The following is an 18,016-nucleotide window of genomic DNA, read 5'->3' on the forward strand; positions in this document are numbered from 1 at the left end:
CTGTCGCGTTCTCCCGCGCAAGGCGGCAGATTTTGGGTGGTCTTCGGCATGGCTCACGGCAACGAGAATTGGTGGCGCGACGGCATCTTCTATCAGATCTATCCGCGCTCGTTTCAGGACTCGAACGGCGACGGCGTCGGCGATCTCGCCGGCATCGTGCGGCGGCTGCCTTACGTCAAGTCGCTCGGCGTCGACGCGATCTGGCTGTCGCCGATCTTTCCCTCGCCGATGGCCGATTTCGGCTACGACATCTCGGATTATGTCGGCATCGAGCCGCTGTTCGGCACGATGGCGGATTTCGACGCGTTGCTCGCGACCGCCCATGACAGTGGCCTGAAGCTGATCCTCGACCTCGTGCCGAACCACACCTCGGACCAGCATCCCTGGTTCATCGAGAGCCGCGCCTCGCGCGACAATCCCAAGCGCGACTGGTACATCTGGCGCGATCCGGCACCCGGCGGCGGCGTGCCGAACAACTGGCTGTCCGAGTTCGGCGGCAGCGCGTGGCAGTTCGACGAAACCACGGGCCAATATTACTACCACGCCTTCCTCGCCCAGCAGCCGGATCTGAACTGGCGCAATCCGGACGTCCGCGCCGCGATCTACGACGTGATGCGGTTCTGGCTGGACAAGGGCGTCGACGGCTTTCGCGTCGACGTGATCTGGCATCTGATCAAGGACGCCGAATTCCGCCACAACCCATCCAACCCGCATTATGTCGAGGGCCGGCCGCCGAATGAGAAGATCCTGACGCAATACTCGACCGACCAGCCGGAGGTGCATGACGTGATCGCCGAGATGCGGCGCGTCACCGATTCCTATGGTGCGCGCGTCCTGATCGGCGAGATCTATCTGCCGCTGCACCGCCTCATGGCCTATTACGGCAACGATCTCACCGGTGCGCAGATGCCGTTCAATTTCGCGCTGCTTTCAACCTTCTGGAGCGCGCGCTCGATCGAGAAAATTATCGAGGACTACGAGAAGGCGCTGCCGCGCGGTGCCTGGCCGAACTGGGTGCTCGGCAATCATGATCGCCCGCGCGTCGCGAGCCGGGTCGGGCCGGAGCAGGCCCGCGTCGCGGCCATGCTGCTGCTGACGCTGCGCGGCACGCCGACGCTCTATTACGGCGACGAGATCGGCATGCACCAGCTCGCGATCGCGCCGGAGGACGTACAAGATCCCTTCGAGAAGAACGTGCCCGGCATCGGTGTCGGCCGCGACGGCTGCCGCACGCCGATGCAATGGGATTCGTCGAACTTCGCCGGTTTTTCGCAAGTGAGGCCGTGGCTGCCGCTGCCGGAGGATCATATCCGCGAGAATGTCGCCAATCTCGAAGCCGATCCGCGCTCGATCCTCAATCTCTACAAGCGTCTGATCGGCTTGCGGAAGAGCTGTTCCCCGCTGATCGCAGGCGATTATCATCCGATCGCCGCGCAAGGCGATCTCCTGATCTACCGCCGCGAGGCCGGCGGCAAGGCCGTGATCGTGGCGCTCAATCTCGGTCCCGATCCGGTCGCGGTGACCACCAGCGCGATCCGATTCGGCAGCAGGATATTGCTGTCGACGTTTCTGGGCCGCGAAGGTGAGGGCATCGAGGGCGTGCTGGATTTGCGCGGCAATGAGGGCGTGGTGGTGGCGCCGCCGTAAACTGTCGTCCCGGACAAGCGCGCTCCAAGCGCGCACCGATTCGGGACCCATAGCCACAGGGAGCCGTTTTGCGACGATGCGGAGTTGCCAGCTCGCCCCACACTTCATCCTGTGGTTATGGGTCCCGGATCTACGCGCGCTTTAGGCGCGCTTGTCCGGGACGACAGCGGTGAGTGTGGGGACAGCGTGGTGCGGCTCACCCCGGATGCTTCTTCCCCCGCCTCGTAGCGTCGTCGATGTCGCTCCGCTTCAACAGATAATCCAGTCCGCCGACGCGGTACCAGCGATATCCGTACGGCTCGAGCACGACCCGGTGCTGGCCGCGCTTGTCGGCCTGACTGTGGTCCTCCGCGAGCAGGTTGATCAGCAGCTTTCCGGCATCGCCGCGCAGCCCGGCCGAGAACGCGATCTCGCGCGGCTTCTCGTCGAGATTGTGCACGAACAGCACCGAATTGTTGCGCCAATCATAGCGCATGATGAACACCGCAGGATCGCGCACAGGAATGATCGCGAAATCGCCCCAGCCGACCTCCGGCACCTCCTTGCGCATGCGCACGATGCGTTCGGTCCAGTTCAGCATGGAGTTCGGATCGCGCCGCTGTTTTGCGACGTTGACGTGCGGAAAGCCGTAAGGCCCCGCGTCGATGACGGGACAGGCCGGCTTGTCGCTCTTGGTGAAGCCGCCATGCGGCTCGGTCGACCATTGCATCGGCGTGCGCGCGCAATCGCGTTCGGGCAGCGAGAGATCGTCGCCCATCGCGATCTCGTCGCCATAGCGGATGACGGGCGTCCCCGGCAGCGTGCACATCAGGCTGTAGGCGAGCTCGAGCCGCCTGCGGTCGCCGCCCAGCATCGGCGCGAGGCGCCGGCGGATGCCGCGGTCGTAGAGCTGCATGTCCTTGTCGGGCCCGAAGCATTTGAAAACGGTGTCGCGCTGCGCCTCGGTCAACCGCCCGAGATCGAGCTCGTCGTGATTGCGCAGGAACAGGCCCCATTGCGCCGTTGCCGGTCGCGGCTTGGTCGCCTTCAGCGCCTTCGCCAGGGGACGCGAGTCGGCCGAGGCCAGCGCGTAGAACAGATGCTGGTTGACCTGGAAGTTGAACATCATGTGCATGCGGTCGGCGTCGCGACCGAAATACTCCATGTCCGTCTTCGGCAGCACATTGGCCTCCGCGAGGATGATGGCATCGCCCTGGCGCCATTGCAGGAATTCGCGGAACGCGCGCAGCATGTCGTACTGCTCGACTGGCTTCTTCACCTTCGCGCCCTTGGTCGCGATCACGAACGGCACCGCGTCCATGCGGAAGCCGGAGACGCCGAGCTGGATCCAGAAGCCCATGATCTTGAGGATCTCGGCCTGCACGTGCGGGTTCGACGTGTTGAGGTCCGGCTGGAAATCGTAGAAGCGGTGGAAGTACCACGCACCGGCCTCCTTATCGCGCGTCCAGGTCGATTTCTGCACGCCGGGAAACACCATGCCCTTGTCGGCGCCGGCCGGCTTCTTGTCGGACCACACATACCAATCGCGATACGGCGAGTCCTTGTTGCGCCGCGCTTCCTTGAACCAATGATGCTGGTCCGAAGTGTGGTTGACGACGAGATCGATGATGATGCGGATGCCGCGCTGCTTGCAGCCGTGGGTGAATTCGACGAAATCGCCGAGCGTGCCGTAGCGGGGATCGACGCTGTAATAATCGGCGATGTCGTAGCCGTCGTCGCGGCCGGGCGACGTCTGGAACGGCATCAGCCAGATCGTGGTGATGCCGAGCCCGTGCAGATAATCGAGCCGGCGGAGCAGTCCCTTGAAGTCGCCGACACCGTCGCCGTTGGCGTCCATATAGGAGCCGACGGAGAGGCAATAGATCACGCCGTTCTTGTACCAGAGATCGTCGATCATGCGCGAGCAGCCCCGTGGTCCGCCGAAGTGCGGCGGCTCCGTGATAAGTGTCAAGGGGCAGGGCGGTTCCGCGGTCTCGCTGTCGTCCCGGGGCGCGACGAAGTCGCGAGCCCGGGACCCATAACCACAGGGAGTAGTTTTGCGAAGATTCGGAGTTGCCGCCTTCGCTCTACAACCGCTTCCTGTGGTTATGGATTCCGGGCTCGCGCTGCGCGCGCCCCGGAATGACGGGCGAAAAGGAATCGGCTATCCTCCCGCCATGGACAACACCGCCCGCATCACCCTCGTGCCGCCGCCGGATCGCCGCCAGTCGGAGACGGCGCTCGCGATCGCGCGCGGCACGGCGCGGCTGTTACGCTCGCTCGGCTTCTCCTGCATCGGCGAATTGCCGCTGCCGTCGGGCCGGCGCGCCGATCTCGTGGCGCTGAACGAGCGCGGCGAAATCTGGATCGTCGAGATCAAGTCGTCGGTGGAGGATCTGCGCGCCGACCAGAAATGGCACGAATACCGCGCCCATTGCGACCGGCTGTTCTTCGCCTTCACGCAGGATCTGCCGTGCGAGATCTTCCCTGATGACACCGGCCTGATCATCGCCGATGCCTATGGCGCGCACCTGCATTGCGAGGCGCCCGAGCACAAGCTGGCTGCCGCCACCCGCAAGCAGATGACGGTGCGTTTCGCGATGGCGGCGGCCTTGCGGATCAACCGCCTGGTCGATCCGCAGGGGCACGCGGATTTTTGGGAATGAATGCGTAGGGTGGGTTAGCCCTGCAGATGCGCGAAGCGCATCTGCTCGGCGTAACAACTTCGTTCGGCAAACGTTGATGCATGGTGGGTTACGCCAGCGGGCTGCGCTTCGCGCATCCGCATGCTCCCACCCTACGACACCATTACCGCGGCGCGCGCTTGGCCAAAATCCGCTGCAAGGTGCGGCGGTGCATGTTGAGCCGGCGCGCCGTTTCCGAGACGTTGCGATTGCACATCTCGTAGATGCGCTGGATGTGCTCCCAGCGGACGCGGTCGGCCGACATCGGGTTGGTCGGCAGCTCGGATTTCTCCGCGCTGGTCGAGAGCAGTGCCGCGACGACGTCGTCGGCGTCCGCCGGCTTGGAGAGATAATCGATCGCGCCCATCTTCACCGCGGTGACGGCGGTGGCGATGTTGCCATAGCCGGTCAGCACGATCGCGCGCGCATCCGGGCGCTTCTTCTTCAGCGCCGAGACCACGTCGAGGCCGTTGCCGTTGCCGAGACGCAAATCCACCACCGCGAAGGCCGGCGCCGACTTGCCGATCTGCGCAAGTCCGTCGGAGACGGTGTCGCATGATGTCACGTCGAAGCCCCGTGTCTCCATGGCGCGCGACAGCCGCTCCAGAAACGGCTTGTCGTCTTCCACGATGAGAAGCGAGCGGTCGGTCTGTTCGTTCAGTTCGGCGATGGCGTTCAAGGTGTTGTCCTCTCTCCAGCGCATTGACATATGGCGTCGCAATCGCGCGGTGCCAAGGCGGCAATTGGTCGGTCCGCCCCGTTGTGCGACGCAAGGTCGCGGCTATCCTATTGTTTCTTCGAGCGTCTCGATAGCCTCAAAACGCTGTCTCGGCCATGTGATCTGAACCACCGCGCCGTGTTCCGGAAAGATCCGGTTGGTAAACGAGACCTTGGCGCCGGTGCGTTCGAGCAAGGTGCGCGCGATGAACACGCCGAGGCCCAGGCCACGCCGTTCGCCGCCGCCGTCGTCCTGGGTGCGCCGCCGCGACAGATAGGGCTCGCCGATCCGGTTGAGGATATCGGGCGGAATGCCGGGTCCGTCGTCGGAGATCACGAGCTCGATATTGTCCTTGTTCCACCAGGCGTTCACCTCGACGGTGCTGCGGGCGAAATCGACCGCGTTCTCGACAATGTTGCCGATGCCGTAAAGGATCGCCGGGTTGCGCGAGCCGACCGGCTCGGCCGCCGCGGCCACCGCGATCCGCACCTTGATCTCCACGCCGAAATCGCGGTGCGGCGCCACCACCTCCTCGATCAGCTCCGACAGCTTCATGCGGTCGAACGGTGCGCCGGTGGAGGAGAGTTGGGTGATCTTGCTCAGGATGTCGCGGCAGCGCTGGGTCTGCTCGCGCAAGGTCTTCAGGTCCGCGGCAAAGCTCGGGTCCTTCACCGTCTTTTCCAGCTCGCGCGAGATCAGGAAGATGGTTGCGAGCGGCGTGCCGAGCTCGTGCGCGGCCGCGGCAGCAAGGCCGTCGAGCTGGGTCAGATGCTGCTCGCGCGTCAGCACCAGCTCGGTCGCAGCCAGCGCATCGGCAAGCTTGCGCGCCTCCTCAGTCACCTGGAAGGAGTAGAGGCTGGTGACGCCGATCGCGAGTGCGATCGAGAGCCAGACGCCGACGAGATAGATCGGCGGCAGCACCAAGGGATCGTCGGAATCCCACGGCAGCGGAAAATGGAAGAAGAACAGCACCGAGGCGCAGGCAACCGCGAGCAGGCCGAGGCCGAAGGTGAAACGGGCCGGCAGCGCGGTGGCCGAGATCAGCACGGGCGCGAGGAACAGGAACGAGAACGGGTTCTGCAGTCCGCCGGTGAAGAACAACAGACCTGCCAGCTCCACGATGTTCAGCGCAAGAAGGCCGGCCGCCTGCATCGGCTCCAGCCGTTGCATTGGATTGGCCGCGGTCTGGAGCGCCAGATTGAGCGCCGCCGACAGGGCGATGATGCTGACACAGGGGACGATCTCGACGTTGAACTCCAGCCCCTGCGCTACGATGAAGATCGCGGCGAGCTGCCCCAGCACCGCAAGCCAGCGCAGCCGCAGGATCGTGTCCAGCCGGATATGCCGCTGCGCGTGGCGGAAGTCGGAATCGGCAATTTCGGTCATATCGGCCAATGTGGCGGTGCCTTCTAAGGTCACGAACGATGGGCTGACGGAACCACCGGATGACAAGCCCTTACATCAAGCCTTGCGCTCCCCGATGCAATAGCGGAAGAACGGCCAGCATGACCGAGAATGACAAGGCTTCAAGTCGGCCGACTGTCGCGGATCGAACTTTGTCCGCGGCAATCGCGGTCGATCACCTCGTCAAGGTCTACAAGCAGACCCGCGCCGTCGACGACATCTCCTTTTCGCTTCCGCGCGGCAGCATCACCGGGCTTCTCGGCGGCAACGGCGCCGGCAAGACCACGACCATCGCAATGATCATGGGCCTGGTGCTGCCGACCTCCGGCCGCGTCCAGGTGCTGGGGCATCGGATGCCCGAGGACAGCGCATCCGTGCTGGGCCGGATGAATTTCGAGAGCCCTTATGTCGACATGCCGATGCGGCTCACGGTGCGGCAGAACCTCACTGTGTTCGGCAAGCTCTATGCGGTGAAGAATCTCGCTGATCGCATCGCTGAGCTCGCCGAGGATCTCGACCTCGGCGATTTCATCGACCGCGCCAACGGCAAGCTCTCCGCCGGGCAGAAGACCCGCGTTGCGCTGGCGAAAGCGCTGATCAACCAGCCCGAGCTGCTGCTCTTGGACGAGCCGACCGCCTCGCTCGACCCCGATACCGCCGACTGGGTGCGCGCGCATCTGGAGCGGTACCGCCGGGACAACAACGCCACCATCCTCCTGGCCTCGCACAACATGTTCGAGGTCGAGCGGCTCTGCGACCGCGTCATCATCATGAAGCGCGGCCGCATCGAGGACGACGATACGCCGGAGGCGATCATGGCCCGCTACAACCGTGCCACGCTGGAGGAGGTGTTTCTGGATGTCGCGCGCGGCCGGGTGAACGGCGCGAAGGAGGTGGCGCGGTGAACTGTAATCGTAGCCCGGATGGAGCGAAGCGTAATCCGGGACCCCTGTCCCTTGTGGCACGATTCCCGGATTGCGCTGCGCTCCATCCGGGCTACCGACTGCGCTCGGGCTACGGGGTGCTGCAATGACCGACATCTCCCTCCACCGCGGCATCTCCGTCCATCGCATCGGCGCGATGATCCTGCGCTACTGGTACCTGCTCATGTCGTCCTGGCCGCGGCTGCTCGAGCTGTTGTACTGGCCGGCGCTGCAGGTCATCACCTGGGGCTTCCTCCAGCTCTACATCGCCGAGAACGCCAATTTCTTCGCGCGCGCCGGCGGCACGCTGATCGGCGCCGTCATCCTCTGGGACATCCTGTTCCGCGGCCAGCTCGGCTTCTCCATCTCGTTCCTGGAGGAGATGTGGGCGCGCAACATCGGCAACCTCATGATGAGTCCGCTGAAGCCGATCGAGTTTCTGCTGTCGCTGATGGTCATGAGCCTGATCCGGCTTGCCATCGGGATCATCCCGATGACCCTGCTGGCGCTGGTCATGTTTCACTTCAACGTCTATGCCCTCGGCCTGCCGCTGATCGCCTTCTTCTGCAATCTGATCTTCACGAGCTGGTCGGTCGGCATCTTCGTCTCGGGCCTGGTGCTGCGAAACGGCCTCGGCGCCGAGAGCATCGTCTGGACCTTGATGTTCGCAATCCTGCCGCTGGCCTGCGTCTATTATCCCGTCAGCGTGCTGCCTACCTGGCTGCAATACGTCGCCTGGGCGTTGCCGCCGACCTATGCCTTCGAGGGAATGCGCGCGCTGCTGATCGAGCGCACCTTCAGGACCGATCTGATGCTGGAGGCTTTGGCCATCAACGCGGTGCTGCTGTTTGCATCTTTTGGGGCATTCCTTGCCCTGTTGCGCAGCGCCAGAAAGCACGGCTCTCTGCTCTCGAGCGGCGAATAATGTCACTTTCCCGTGGATTGAGGCTGATTTGCCCGCTCCGGATGCGTAGATGTACGGAACCATGCATTGACGCAATATTGCGCATTCGGCAGTATGTTGCGATGCGAAGAGGAATATAGCGATGCCCATTGGTGAGTTCGGCGGCGCGCCGCCCCTGGCGGTGGAAGGCAGTCCGGTCCTGACGACGCCGATGTACTGGGTGTATGAGATGGCGCATGCCGCTCTCAATCCGGCCCGTGCGGTCACTGACGCGACCAAGCTGCTGTTTCAGAATCCCCTCAATCCCTGGTCGCGCACCGACGTCGGCAAGTCGCTCGCCGCGGCCTGCGAATTGTTCGAGCGCACCACGCGCCGCTACGGCAAGCCGGAATGGGGTATCGACGACACCGAGGTCAACGGCATCCGCGTCCCCGTCGAAGTCCGTTCGGTCTGGGAAAAGCCGTTCTGCAAGCTGCTCTACTTCGATCGCAAGTTCGCCCGCCCGCTGCGCAGCCCGCAGCCGCGCGTGCTGATCGTGGCCCCGATGTCCGGCCATTATGCGACGCTGCTGCGCGGCACGGTCGAGGCCTTCCTGCCGGCGCATGAAGTCTACATTACCGACTGGGCCGATGCCCGCATGGTCCCCTTGAGCGAAGGCCGCTTCGATCTGGACGATTACATCGACTATGTCATCGAGATGCTGCACGTCCTCGGCGGCAACACCCATGTGATGGCGGTGTGCCAGCCCTCCGTGCCGGTCGTCGCCGCCGTCTCGATCATGGAAGCGCGGCGCGATCCGTTCGTGCCGACCTCGATGACGCTGATGGGCGGCCCGATCGACACCCGCCGCAATCCGACCGCGGTGAACAATCTCGCCCAGCAGCGCGGTATCGACTGGTTCCGCAACCACGTCATCACCAAGGTGCCGTTCCCGCATCCGGGCATGATGCGCGACGTCTATCCGGGATTCCTGCAGCTCAACGGCTTCATCAGCATGAATCTCGACCGGCATATGGATGCCCACAAGCAGCTGTTCGCCAATCTGGTGAAGGGCGACGGCGACCTCGTCGACAAGCATCGCGACTTCTATGACGAATATCTCGCGGTGATGGATCTCCCGGCGGAGTATTACCTGCAGACCGTCGACACCGTCTTCGTGAAGCACTCGCTGCCGAAGGGCGAGATGACCCATCGCGGAACCCGCGTCGATCCTTCCAAGATCAAGCGCGTCGCGTTGATGACGGTCGAAGGCGAGAACGACGACATCTCCGGTCTCGGTCAGACCGAAGCTACGCACGCATTGTGCAGCGCGATTCCCGATCATCGCCGCGTTCATTACGTCCAGAAGGGCGTCGGACATTACGGCGTGTTCAACGGATCGCGTTTCAAGTCGGAGATCGTGCCGCGGATTCACGACTTCATGGTTTCGGCTTCGAATCCGAGCTCGTTGCAGGCCCGCGCCGCCGAATAGAGCGTTTTCGAGCGAAGTGGTGGCCGGTTCGCGTAAAGAAAGCGCGTCAGAATAAGAATCGAGAGCTGTTCCGATTTCCATCGGAACGGCTCTAGTCGCGGATTTCGGCTTTCCCGTCGAAATTTCAGCCCTGCCGAGGCCTTCCAGCAAGGGCAAGTTCCCGCTGGATTCGCGGTATTTAGGTAGTTTTGTAGGAGTGAGTCTCTCCTCACCCCTTGGGGGTGTCGCATGCATCCAGCGGGGGCGAAAAAAGCCGGTTCCAACCCCAGTCTGTAGGGTCTCCCGGACGCCTGACCGCTGTATATTGGGCAAATGATTTGTTTTTGCGCCGAGCGCTTTCCTTGGCGGCGGTTATGGCAGAATCCGGGCGCTCTCCTGCCCCCCGGACTGACAGACATGGCCACTCGCGCACTCCTTTATCGTCGGCCCCACGAACCGAAGACCCTTGTCATCACCCACGGATCGCAATTTTTTGCCATCCGATTGCGCCGGCACAGACGCGCGCGCCGCTACACGCTCAGGATTCATCCGAGCGATCGCGAAGCCATCCTCACCATGCCGCCGCGCGGCACACTCGTGGAGGCCAAAGATTTCGCCCAGCGTCACGGTGCGTGGATCGCCGCACGTCTCGGCCGCTTGCCGAAGGCCGCGCCCTTCCAGCCAGGCACGGTGATACCGCTGCGCGGTACGCCCCATCGCATTGTTCATCGCGCCGGCCAGCGCGGCACGGTGTGGACCGAGATGCGCGACAGCGGTGAGCGCATTCTCTGCGTCGCTGGCGGCGTCGAGCATGTCGACCGCCGCGTCCACGATTTCCTCAAGCGCGAGGCGCGGCGCGACCTGCAGCGCTCGGCGGAAGCCTACGCCGCCGAGCTCGGTGTCAGGGTCAAGCGGCTCTCGATCCGCGACCAGTCCAGCCGCTGGGGCTCCTGCACCTCGGCCGGCTCGCTGTCCTTCTCCTGGCGCCTGATCCTCGCGCCACCCTTCGTGCTCGACTACCTCGCCGCCCACGAAGTCGCCCATCTCGTCGAGATGAATCACTCGGCCCGGTTCTGGCGCGTGTGCGGAAAAGTCTGCCCGTCGATGGAACGCGCCAAGAAGTGGCTCGATACTTACGGCAATGACCTGCACCGGTATGGGGCCGAGGATTAGGGCTCACGCGTAGCCAAACACGCGCTGTCGTCGCCCGGCTTGACCGGGCGACCCAGTATTCCAGAGGCGGCTGTTGTCGGCCGAGAAGCCGCGGCGTACTGGATTGCCCGCTTTCGCGGGCAATGACAGCCGGGTTGATGGCGGCGGTTTCAATGCGCCCTGCCGCATCTGCAAGCTGTTGATTTTGCTATCCTCGGCTACTGTGCATGGGGTTGTTTTCGCAGTTTTTGTTTTGAGGCCCCGTGGCCCGAGCGCCAGAGCTATCGATTGCCGCCAAACAGCCGGTCCATCAGCCAGCCATCGAGCCCAGCCGCCGCCTCGGGGCGCACATTGGCGCGCGTGGGAGGCGGCGGGCGATAGCCGCCTGCGTTCGCGGGTGGCGGTGCCGCCGGCGTGGGCGGCGACACCTGCGAGGCTGCCTGGGCGAGGTTCGACAGGCCCAAGCCGCCCGGTGAGCTCGGCAAGTTCGCCACCGGCACGCCCTCGTGCGCAGTGCGCATGAATCGCGTCCAGACTTCCACCGGCAGGCCGCCGCCGGTCGCCTTCTTGGTCGGCGAGTTGTCGTCGTTGCCGAGCCAGACACCGGTGACGAGGCTCGCGGTGTAGCCGATGAACCAGGCGTCGCGGTAATCCTGGCTGGTGCCGGTCTTGCCGGCCGCCGGCCAGCCAGGGATCTCGGCCTTCTTGGCGGTGCCTGATACCAGCGTTTCCCGCATCATCGCATTCATCATGCCGACATAGCGGGGGTCGATGACCTGATTGCGCTCGTCCGCCTGGCGCATGTAGAGCAGCTTGCCGCTGAGCGTCCTGATCCTCGTGACGACATGCGGCGCCACCGCGAGGCCGCCATTGGCGAAGGGCGCATAGGCGCCGACCAGCTCGACCATCGAGACTTCCGACGTGCCGAGCGCGATCGAGGCGTTGGGCTCGAGCTTGGAGGAGATGCCGAGCCGGTGCGCGGTGCGGACCACGTTCTTCGGCCCGACCTCGAGGCCGAGGCGGATCGCGACCGTGTTGAGCGACATTGCCAGCGCCTGCGTCAGCGTCACTGCGCCAAAGTATTCGTGGGTGTAGTTCTCAGGTCGCCAGCCCTTGACCTCGATCGGCGCGTCCTGGCGCACGGTATCAGGCGTCAGCCCCTGCTCGAGCGCGGTGAGGTAGACGAACGGCTTGAACGAGGAGCCCGGCTGGCGTTTTGCCGTGACCGCGCGGTTGTACTGGCTCTCGGAATAGTTCCGTCCACCCACCATCGCGCGCACCGCGCCATCGGGCGTCATCGCCACCAGCGCGCCCTGGCTGACATTGAACTTCACGCTCTTGGCCGCGAGCTCGTCGATGATGGCGGCTTCCGCCACGCTCTGCAGCTTCGGATCGATCGTGGTCTCGACCTTGATGCTCTCGTCGATCTGGCCAACCAGGTCGTCCAGCACCTCGCCGATCCAGTCCGCGACGTAGTTCACCGTGCCGGCGCCGGCCGGCTTCACGTTGTAGGAGGGATGGCCGATCGAGGCCTGCGCCTGCGCGTCGGTGATGAACTTCGCATCCGCCATCGCCGCGAGCACGATCTGCGCGCGCGCTTCGGCGCCTTCGGGATTACGGTTCGGCGCAAGGCGCGAGGGCGACTTGACGAGTCCGGCGAGCATCGCGGCCTCGGCAATCGTGACGTTCCTGGCCGACTTGCCGAAATATTTTTGCGCGGCAGCTTCGACGCCGTAGGCACCCGAGCCGAAATAGACGCGGTTGAGATAGAGCTCCAAAATCTCGTCCTTGGAGTGCTTGCGCTCGAGCCAGATCGCGAGCTCCGCCTCCTGCAGCTTGCGCTGCATGGTGCGCTCCTGGGTCAGGAACAGGTTCTTGGCGAGCTGCTGCGTCAGCGTCGAGCCGCCCTGCGAGACGCCGCGATGGAGCACGTTGGTGACCAGGGCGCGCAGGATGCCGACGGGATCGATGCCGAAATGCGAATAGAAGCGGCGGTCCTCGATGGCGATGAAGGCCTTGGGCAGATACGGCGGCAGATCCTTCAGCGCGACATTGGCGCCGGCCATCTCGCCGCGCTGTGCCAGCATGCTGCCGTCGATGCCGACGATCTGGATCGTCGGCGGGCGCTTGGGGATTTCCAGCGACTGGATCGGCGGCAGATGAGCGCCGACATAGATCACGACGCCGATCACGGCGATGACGCCCCACAGGCCGAGCACCGCGCCCCAATAGACCAGGCGGCCGAGACTGAAGCCTCCCCGCGACTTCGCGCGCCGCTTGGCGCCGCTGCGGCCGGCTGGCGCTTTCCGCTCGCGCGGCGGCTCCTGGCCGGCATCCTCGCTCTTGCGCTTGGCGGATGATTTCGCAGACTTCTTCGGCTTGTCGTCGCCGCCGGGAATGCGGTCCGCCGGGGTAAGGCGCAGATCGGCGAGCGCCGCGGGCAAGCCGAACAGCGGCTCCTTCCGCGCACCCTTCTTCTTTCCCCACGCCATACGCAAAACGCCCGGTCAGCCCGCCCCGCCGCACGCTAGCGGTCGCTGTTTAAAGCCCGGTTACCCAGACCTTAACGCGCAATTAGGAGGTGCGGCATTCGCCCGCCGCAGTTCCGGTTCGAGGGTGCCGGAGCTAGGATCGGATGGATCAAGAAAGAGGGAACTCGCATGGGCCATATCGATCCAACCAAGGAGATCTTCGCGCAATTCCGGGAGAACGACCGCCCGGGCCCGATCCACATGCTCAATCTGGTGCGCCTGCGCAAACAGGCGGCCTATCCCGATGGCCGCAAGGCCAGCGGCGCGGAAGCCTATGCAGCCTATGGCCGCGAGAGCGGCCCGGTGTTCGAACGTCTCGGCGGCCGCATCGTCTGGCAGGGCAAATTCGAGCTGATGCTGATCGGCCCGCAGGAGGAGCGCTGGGACCATTGCTTCATCGCCGAGTATCCAAGCGTTGCCGCCTTTGTCGAGATGATCCGCGACCCCGTCTATCGCGAGGCGGTGAAACACCGCCAGGCCGCGGTGGAGGATTCGCGGCTGATCCGTCACGCGGTGCTGCCGGTGGGGAAGAATTTTGGGGAGATACCGACGTAGGATAAACGCGGACCCCTCACCCCGTCATCCTGAGGCGCGAGCCCTTGCGAGCCTCGAAGGATGAACGGCCCGGATGTTTCCGCGCGGCGACCAGCGGGGGCCGTCGCCCTTCGAGGGCCCCCGAAGGGGCGGCGACCTCAGGGTGACGGTGATGGAGTTGAGTAGCGAGAAGAGATCGGCGGCCAGAAGGCCGCCGATGCCGTTCGGAGTTTGAACAACCACTAACCCGCCGGGCCCGCATCCTCCAGGATCGGGCCGAACAGCTCCCAGCGCTCGCCGTTGAACCTCATCATCTGAAGCTGCTTGTTCACGCGGTAGTCCGTCGGCGAGGTGTTGGCCTTGATGCCGGGCAGGGCGGTGTCACCGACCACGTCCTTCAGCGAGGCGGCCTGCTTCATGACGTTCTCGCGCGTCAGGTTGTCACCGCACTGCTGCAGCACGTGGGCGAGCAGCTGGGCGGTACCATAGCCATAGACGTTGAAGTTCGAATCCTTGTCGCCGTCGGGATAGTACTTCGCCATGAAGTCGAAATATTTCTTCATGCCGGGATCATCCTTCCAGGTCGGATCGAGCGGGTCCTTGCCGTAGTTGACGCTGATCACGCCCTTGGCTGCGTCGAGTCCCGCTGGCTTCATCACCGCACCGACCGAGGTGGCGTTGATGTCGACGATCTGCACCGGGTGCCAGCCGATCTCGGCGATCTTCTTGATGGCCTGGGCGGCCTGCTTCGGCGTCGTCGCGCTGAAGAACAGGTCGGCGCCGGCATCCTTGATCTTGAGGATCTGCGAATCGATGGTCGGGTCGGAGACTTCGTATGAGGCTTCGGTCACGATCATCTTGGCCGCCTTGTCGCCGAGGCCGGCCTTGAGGCCGTTCAGATAGTCCTTGCCGAGGTCGTCATTCTGATAGAGCACGCCGATCTTGGCGTTCGGGTGCTCCTTCAGAATGTACTGGCCGTAGATGCGCCCCTCGACGAAGTAGTTCGGGTTGTAGCCCATGGTCCACGGGAAGTTCTTGGGATCGGTGAACTTCGAGGCGCCGGTGGCCGCGAACAGCTGCGGGACCTTCTTGGAATTGAGGTATTTCTGCACGGCCGCGTTCGACGGGGTGCCGATGATCTGGAAGGTCAAGAGAACCTCGTCGCTCTCGACCAGCTTGCGCACCTGCTCCACTGCTTTCGGCGGCGAATAGGCGTCGTCATATTGGATCAGATTGATCTTGCGGCCGTTGATGCCGCCCTGATCGTTGATCATCTTGAAATAGGCGGCCTGCGTCTTGCCAATGGTCGCATAGGCCGACGCCGGTCCCGAGAACGGCACGGTCTGTCCCACCTTGATCTCGGTGTCGCTGGCGCCCGGATCATATTTTTTTTGGGCATTGGCCGCAGGGACCGAGAGCGCCAGGGTCAGCACGGCTGCCGTGGCCAGATGCAGCATTCCATTCCTCATTCGCAATTTCCTCAGTTTGTTATTGCCGATGATCTGACCGGCGCGCGCGTCGGACGTCATCGCTGAGGGCGAGTGTGAGGGAGGCGTTGCAGCGATGCAAGGTCGGTGTTCGTAGGGTGGGTTAGACGGCGTCTGCGCGTAGCGCAGGCGCTGGCGTAACCCACCATTGTTCATCTCCGCGGGACGCAAGAGAGGTGGGTTACGCCCGGCGGCTCGCGCTTCGCGCAACCGCCAAGCTAACCCACCCTGTAGTCCCTAACCCGACGGGCCCGTGTCCTCGATGATCGGCCCGAACAACTCCCAGCGTTCGCCGTTGAACCTCATCATCTGCATCTGCTTGTTGACACGGAAGTCGTTCGGTCCGGTGTTGATCTTGATGCCGGGCAACGCAAAGCTCGGGGTGAAGTCCTTGATGTTGGCGACCTGTCTCATGACGTTCTCACGCGTCAGGTCGTCGCCGCATTGCTTGAGCACCTGCACCAGCAGCTCCGCCACCGAATAGGCGTAGGTGTTGACGGTGTTGAGCTTGTCGCCCTCAGGAAAATACTTGTCCATGAACGCGAAGAAGGCCTTCACGCCGGGATCGTCCTTCCACTGGGGATCGCTGGGCTCCTTGCCATATTGCGTCGAGATGATGCCCTTGGAGATGTCGAGGCCGGCCGGCTTTAGTGTGGCCGAGATCGGGCTCGCATTGATGTCGAGGATATGCACCGGCGTCCAGCCGAGGTCGGCGAGCTTCTTGATCGCCTGTGCCGCAAACTTCGGGGTCGATGCATCGAAGAACACGTCAACGCCCATCGACTTCAGCTTGACCACCTGTGAGTCCACCGTGGGATCGGTGACCTCGTAGGAGACCTCGCCGACGATCATGCTGGCAGCCTTGTCGCCAAGACCGCTCTTGAGGCCGGCGAGATAGTCGCGGCCCATGTCGTCGTTCTGGTAAAGCACGCCGATCTTGGCGTTGGGATGCTCCTTGAGAATGTATTTGGCGTAGATACGTCCCTCGGACACGTAGTTCGGATTATAAGCAATGGTCCAGGGATAGTTCTGCGGATCGTTGAAACGCGCCGCACCGGTGGAAGCCAGAAGCTGCGGCACCTTCTTGCCGTTGAGATATTTCTGCACGGCCGCGTTCGCCGCAGTGCCGATCAGCTGGAACGTGAACAGCACCTCGTCGCCTTCGACCAGCTTGCGCACCTGCTCCACCGTCTTCGGCGGCGAATAGGCGTCGTCGTACTGAATCAAATTGATCTTGCGGCCGTTGATGCCGCCCTGGTCGTTGATCATCTTGAAGTAAGCGGCCTGCGTCTTGCCGATATTGGCGTAGACGGAATAGGGCCCGGAGAACGGCACGGTCTGGCCGATCTTGATCTCGGTGTCGCTCGCGCCGGTGTCGTATCTCTTCTGGGCGAGGGCTTGGCTGGCGGAAAACGCGAAGGCGAGCGCTGCCGTGGCAGCTAGGAAGGCTCTGCGATTGCTCATGTTGGGTTGTTCCTCCTGACGGAATTTTCGACCGATGGTCTTTTTCCGTTGTTGCAACGGTCGCCATCGCTGCCTGAGATTGTGGAGGAAGGTTCGCCGCCGCGCAAGGATCGCGGCGCTGCGCCGTAGCGTCTCAGGCGAGAAACAGTGCAATCAGCGCGATGGCCGCCGGCAGCGCCTGCACCATCAGGATCCGCGTGCTGACGGTCGCTGCGCCATAGGCGCCGGCCACGATCACGCAGAGCAGGAAGAACAGCTTGATCTGGAACGCGAAGGCCGGGTTGCTATGGAGCAGACCCCAGACCAGGCCGGCAGCGAGGAAGCCATTATAGAGGCCCTAATTGGCGGCCAGCACCTTCGTGATCGCGACCTTGTCAGGCGTATTGCGAAACACTTTCAAGCCTTGCGGCTTGTCCCAGAGGAACATTTCCAGGATCAGGAAGCAGGCGTGCAGTGCGGCGACCAGCGCCACCAGGACATTGGCGATCAGGACCAAGTTGAGCTCCCCCAAAGGCGTCAGCTTTCGGGTGGACGTTAGCATGGCCGTCATGGCAAGTGCGATGGATGTGTTTCGAGTGCCTGGTGCCGCAATGCCCTTTCGATCAACCAAGACGCCTGAACGCTTCGGCCTCGATCGCATGACGACGCCGATCGGGATTGCGCTGCTCGTCACCGATGCTGATGGTGTCTTGCGCGCGCTCGACTGGGAGGACTACGAGCACCGCATGCGCGAGCTGTTGCGCCTGCATTATGGCGCTGTTGATTTATCGGATCAGCCGGCGCCGGCAGAGATCCGAACTGCGCTATCGGGTTATTTCGAAGGCGATCTCGACCAAACCTCGAGGATCGCATGGCGCATTGCCGGCACGCCGTTCCAGCAGGAGGTCTGGACCGCGCTTGCACAAATCCCTGCCGGCACCACGATGAGCTACGGCGCGCTCGCGGCAAGGATCGACAGACCCAAAGCGATTCGCGCCGTCGGCCACGCCAACGGCTCCAACCCGATCAGCGTCGTGCTGCCCTGCCATCGCCTGATCGGCGCGGACGGCTCGCTGGTGAAGTACGGCGGCGGGCTGGAGCGGAAGAAATGGCTGCTGCGACATGAGGGGGTACAAGTTTAGCTGCCCTGTCATTCCGGG

Annotated in this window: 14 protein-coding genes and 1 pseudogene; 8 read left to right on the top strand and 7 right to left on the bottom strand. The window is 63.6% G+C overall.

Annotation, left to right across the window (positions count from 1 at the left end):
- Window positions 1–48: 48 nt before the first annotated feature.
- Window positions 49–1,647 carry an alpha-amylase family glycosyl hydrolase gene (locus tag YU9_RS0108735; RefSeq protein ID WP_027572459.1) on the top strand — a complete coding sequence of 533 codons (1,599 nt, stop codon included), beginning with the start codon at window positions 49–51 and terminating at the stop codon, window positions 1,645–1,647.
- 196 nt (window positions 1,648–1,843) lie between these two features.
- On the opposite strand, the gene YU9_RS0108740 is transcribed toward YU9_RS0108735, so the two are convergent.
- Complete coding sequence (locus tag YU9_RS0108740; protein ID WP_027572460.1) at window positions 1,844–3,544, bottom strand: alpha-amylase family protein; 1,701 nt, start codon at window positions 3,542–3,544, stop codon at window positions 1,844–1,846.
- Window positions 3,545–3,803: 259 nt separating this feature from the next.
- Here YU9_RS0108740 and YU9_RS0108745 point away from each other — a divergent pair, with 259 nt between their 5' ends.
- Complete coding sequence (locus YU9_RS0108745; protein WP_027572461.1) at window positions 3,804–4,292, top strand: MmcB family DNA repair protein; 489 nt, start codon at window positions 3,804–3,806, stop codon at window positions 4,290–4,292.
- A 142-nt stretch (window positions 4,293–4,434) separates the two neighbouring features.
- Here the strand turns inward: YU9_RS0108745 and YU9_RS0108750 are convergent, their stop codons facing one another.
- Window positions 4,435–4,989: an ActR/PrrA/RegA family redox response regulator transcription factor gene (locus YU9_RS0108750; protein WP_027572462.1), complete on the bottom strand. Its 555-nt coding sequence runs from the start codon at window positions 4,987–4,989 to the stop codon at window positions 4,435–4,437.
- 102 nt (window positions 4,990–5,091) lie between these two features.
- On the bottom strand, window positions 5,092–6,414 hold the full coding sequence (locus YU9_RS0108755; RefSeq protein ID WP_027572463.1) for an ActS/PrrB/RegB family redox-sensitive histidine kinase: 1,323 nt from the start codon (window positions 6,412–6,414) through the stop codon (window positions 5,092–5,094).
- A 119-nt stretch (window positions 6,415–6,533) separates the two neighbouring features.
- Here YU9_RS0108755 and YU9_RS0108760 point away from each other — a divergent pair, with 119 nt between their 5' ends.
- The 4 genes from YU9_RS0108760 to YU9_RS0108775 all read left to right on the top strand — a co-directional run bounded on the left by YU9_RS0108760 (window position 6,534) and on the right by YU9_RS0108775 (window position 10,882).
- Window positions 6,534–7,337, top strand: a complete 804-nt coding sequence (locus YU9_RS0108760; protein WP_027572464.1) for an ABC transporter ATP-binding protein — start codon at window positions 6,534–6,536, stop codon at window positions 7,335–7,337.
- A 124-nt stretch (window positions 7,338–7,461) separates the two neighbouring features.
- Complete coding sequence (locus tag YU9_RS0108765; protein WP_027572465.1) at window positions 7,462–8,280, top strand: ABC transporter permease; 819 nt, start codon at window positions 7,462–7,464, stop codon at window positions 8,278–8,280.
- 121 nt (window positions 8,281–8,401) lie between these two features.
- Entirely contained in the window at window positions 8,402–9,730 is a 1,329-nt protein-coding gene (locus tag YU9_RS0108770; protein ID WP_027572466.1) for a polyhydroxyalkanoate depolymerase, read from the top strand.
- 312 nt (window positions 9,731–10,042) lie between these two features.
- A complete protein-coding gene (locus YU9_RS0108775; RefSeq protein WP_027572467.1) occupies window positions 10,043–10,882 on the top strand; it encodes a M48 family metallopeptidase in 840 nt (279 codons plus the stop codon).
- Window positions 10,883–11,142: 260 nt separating this feature from the next.
- Here YU9_RS0108775 and YU9_RS0108780 read toward each other — a convergent pair whose 3' ends face one another.
- On the bottom strand, window positions 11,143–13,353 hold the full coding sequence (locus YU9_RS0108780; RefSeq protein ID WP_027572468.1) for a transglycosylase domain-containing protein: 2,211 nt from the start codon (window positions 13,351–13,353) through the stop codon (window positions 11,143–11,145).
- Between the two features lie 168 nt (window positions 13,354–13,521).
- Between YU9_RS0108780 and YU9_RS0108785 the strand changes: the two genes are divergently transcribed.
- A complete protein-coding gene (locus YU9_RS0108785) occupies window positions 13,522–13,947 on the top strand; it encodes a DUF1330 domain-containing protein (protein WP_027572469.1) in 426 nt (141 codons plus the stop codon).
- Between the two features lie 221 nt (window positions 13,948–14,168).
- Here the strand turns inward: YU9_RS0108785 and YU9_RS0108790 are convergent, their stop codons facing one another.
- The 3 genes and pseudogenes from YU9_RS0108790 to YU9_RS41170 all read right to left on the bottom strand — a co-directional run bounded on the left by YU9_RS0108790 (window position 14,169) and on the right by YU9_RS41170 (window position 17,418).
- Window positions 14,169–15,395: an ABC transporter substrate-binding protein gene (locus tag YU9_RS0108790; protein WP_027572470.1), complete on the bottom strand. Its 1,227-nt coding sequence runs from the start codon at window positions 15,393–15,395 to the stop codon at window positions 14,169–14,171.
- Window positions 15,396–15,650: 255 nt separating this feature from the next.
- On the bottom strand, window positions 15,651–16,877 hold the full coding sequence (locus tag YU9_RS0108795) for an ABC transporter substrate-binding protein (protein ID WP_027572471.1): 1,227 nt from the start codon (window positions 16,875–16,877) through the stop codon (window positions 15,651–15,653).
- A 133-nt stretch (window positions 16,878–17,010) separates the two neighbouring features.
- Window positions 17,011–17,418, bottom strand: a pseudogene (locus YU9_RS41170) (DUF1304 domain-containing protein).
- 49 nt (window positions 17,419–17,467) lie between these two features.
- On the opposite strand from YU9_RS41170, the gene YU9_RS0108810 reads away from it, so the two are divergent.
- Complete coding sequence (locus YU9_RS0108810; RefSeq protein WP_027572472.1) at window positions 17,468–17,998, top strand: methylated-DNA--[protein]-cysteine S-methyltransferase; 531 nt, start codon at window positions 17,468–17,470, stop codon at window positions 17,996–17,998.
- Window positions 17,999–18,016 lie beyond the last annotated feature (18 nt).

Origin of the sequence: Bradyrhizobium sp. WSM1743, assembly GCF_000473065.1 — a bacterium.
In the GTDB taxonomy this organism is placed as follows: domain Bacteria; phylum Pseudomonadota; class Alphaproteobacteria; order Rhizobiales; family Xanthobacteraceae; genus Bradyrhizobium.

What these genes read in the sequence shown, in the direction of transcription:
- YU9_RS0108780 (WP_027572468.1), bottom strand. Translation starts at nt 13,353, where the DNA reads ATGGCGTGGGGAAAGAAGAAGGGTGCGCGGAAGGAGCCGCTGTTCGGC.
- YU9_RS0108810 (WP_027572472.1), top strand. Translation starts at nt 17,468, where the DNA reads ATGCCCTTTCGATCAACCAAGACGCCTGAACGCTTCGGCCTCGATCGC.
- YU9_RS0108735 (WP_027572459.1), top strand. Translation starts at nt 49, where the DNA reads ATGGCTCACGGCAACGAGAATTGGTGGCGCGACGGCATCTTCTATCAG.
- YU9_RS0108740 (WP_027572460.1), bottom strand. Translation starts at nt 3,544, where the DNA reads ATGATCGACGATCTCTGGTACAAGAACGGCGTGATCTATTGCCTCTCC.
- YU9_RS0108765 (WP_027572465.1), top strand. Translation starts at nt 7,462, where the DNA reads ATGACCGACATCTCCCTCCACCGCGGCATCTCCGTCCATCGCATCGGC.
- YU9_RS0108760 (WP_027572464.1), top strand. Translation starts at nt 6,534, where the DNA reads ATGACCGAGAATGACAAGGCTTCAAGTCGGCCGACTGTCGCGGATCGA.
- YU9_RS0108755 (WP_027572463.1), bottom strand. Translation starts at nt 6,414, where the DNA reads ATGACCGAAATTGCCGATTCCGACTTCCGCCACGCGCAGCGGCATATC.
- YU9_RS0108795 (WP_027572471.1), bottom strand. Translation starts at nt 16,877, where the DNA reads ATGAGCAATCGCAGAGCCTTCCTAGCTGCCACGGCAGCGCTCGCCTTC.
- YU9_RS0108775 (WP_027572467.1), top strand. Translation starts at nt 10,043, where the DNA reads ATGATTTGTTTTTGCGCCGAGCGCTTTCCTTGGCGGCGGTTATGGCAG.
- YU9_RS0108770 (WP_027572466.1), top strand. Translation starts at nt 8,402, where the DNA reads ATGCCCATTGGTGAGTTCGGCGGCGCGCCGCCCCTGGCGGTGGAAGGC.
- YU9_RS0108745 (WP_027572461.1), top strand. Translation starts at nt 3,804, where the DNA reads ATGGACAACACCGCCCGCATCACCCTCGTGCCGCCGCCGGATCGCCGC.
- YU9_RS0108790 (WP_027572470.1), bottom strand. Translation starts at nt 15,395, where the DNA reads ATGAGGAATGGAATGCTGCATCTGGCCACGGCAGCCGTGCTGACCCTG.
- YU9_RS0108785 (WP_027572469.1), top strand. Translation starts at nt 13,522, where the DNA reads ATGGGCCATATCGATCCAACCAAGGAGATCTTCGCGCAATTCCGGGAG.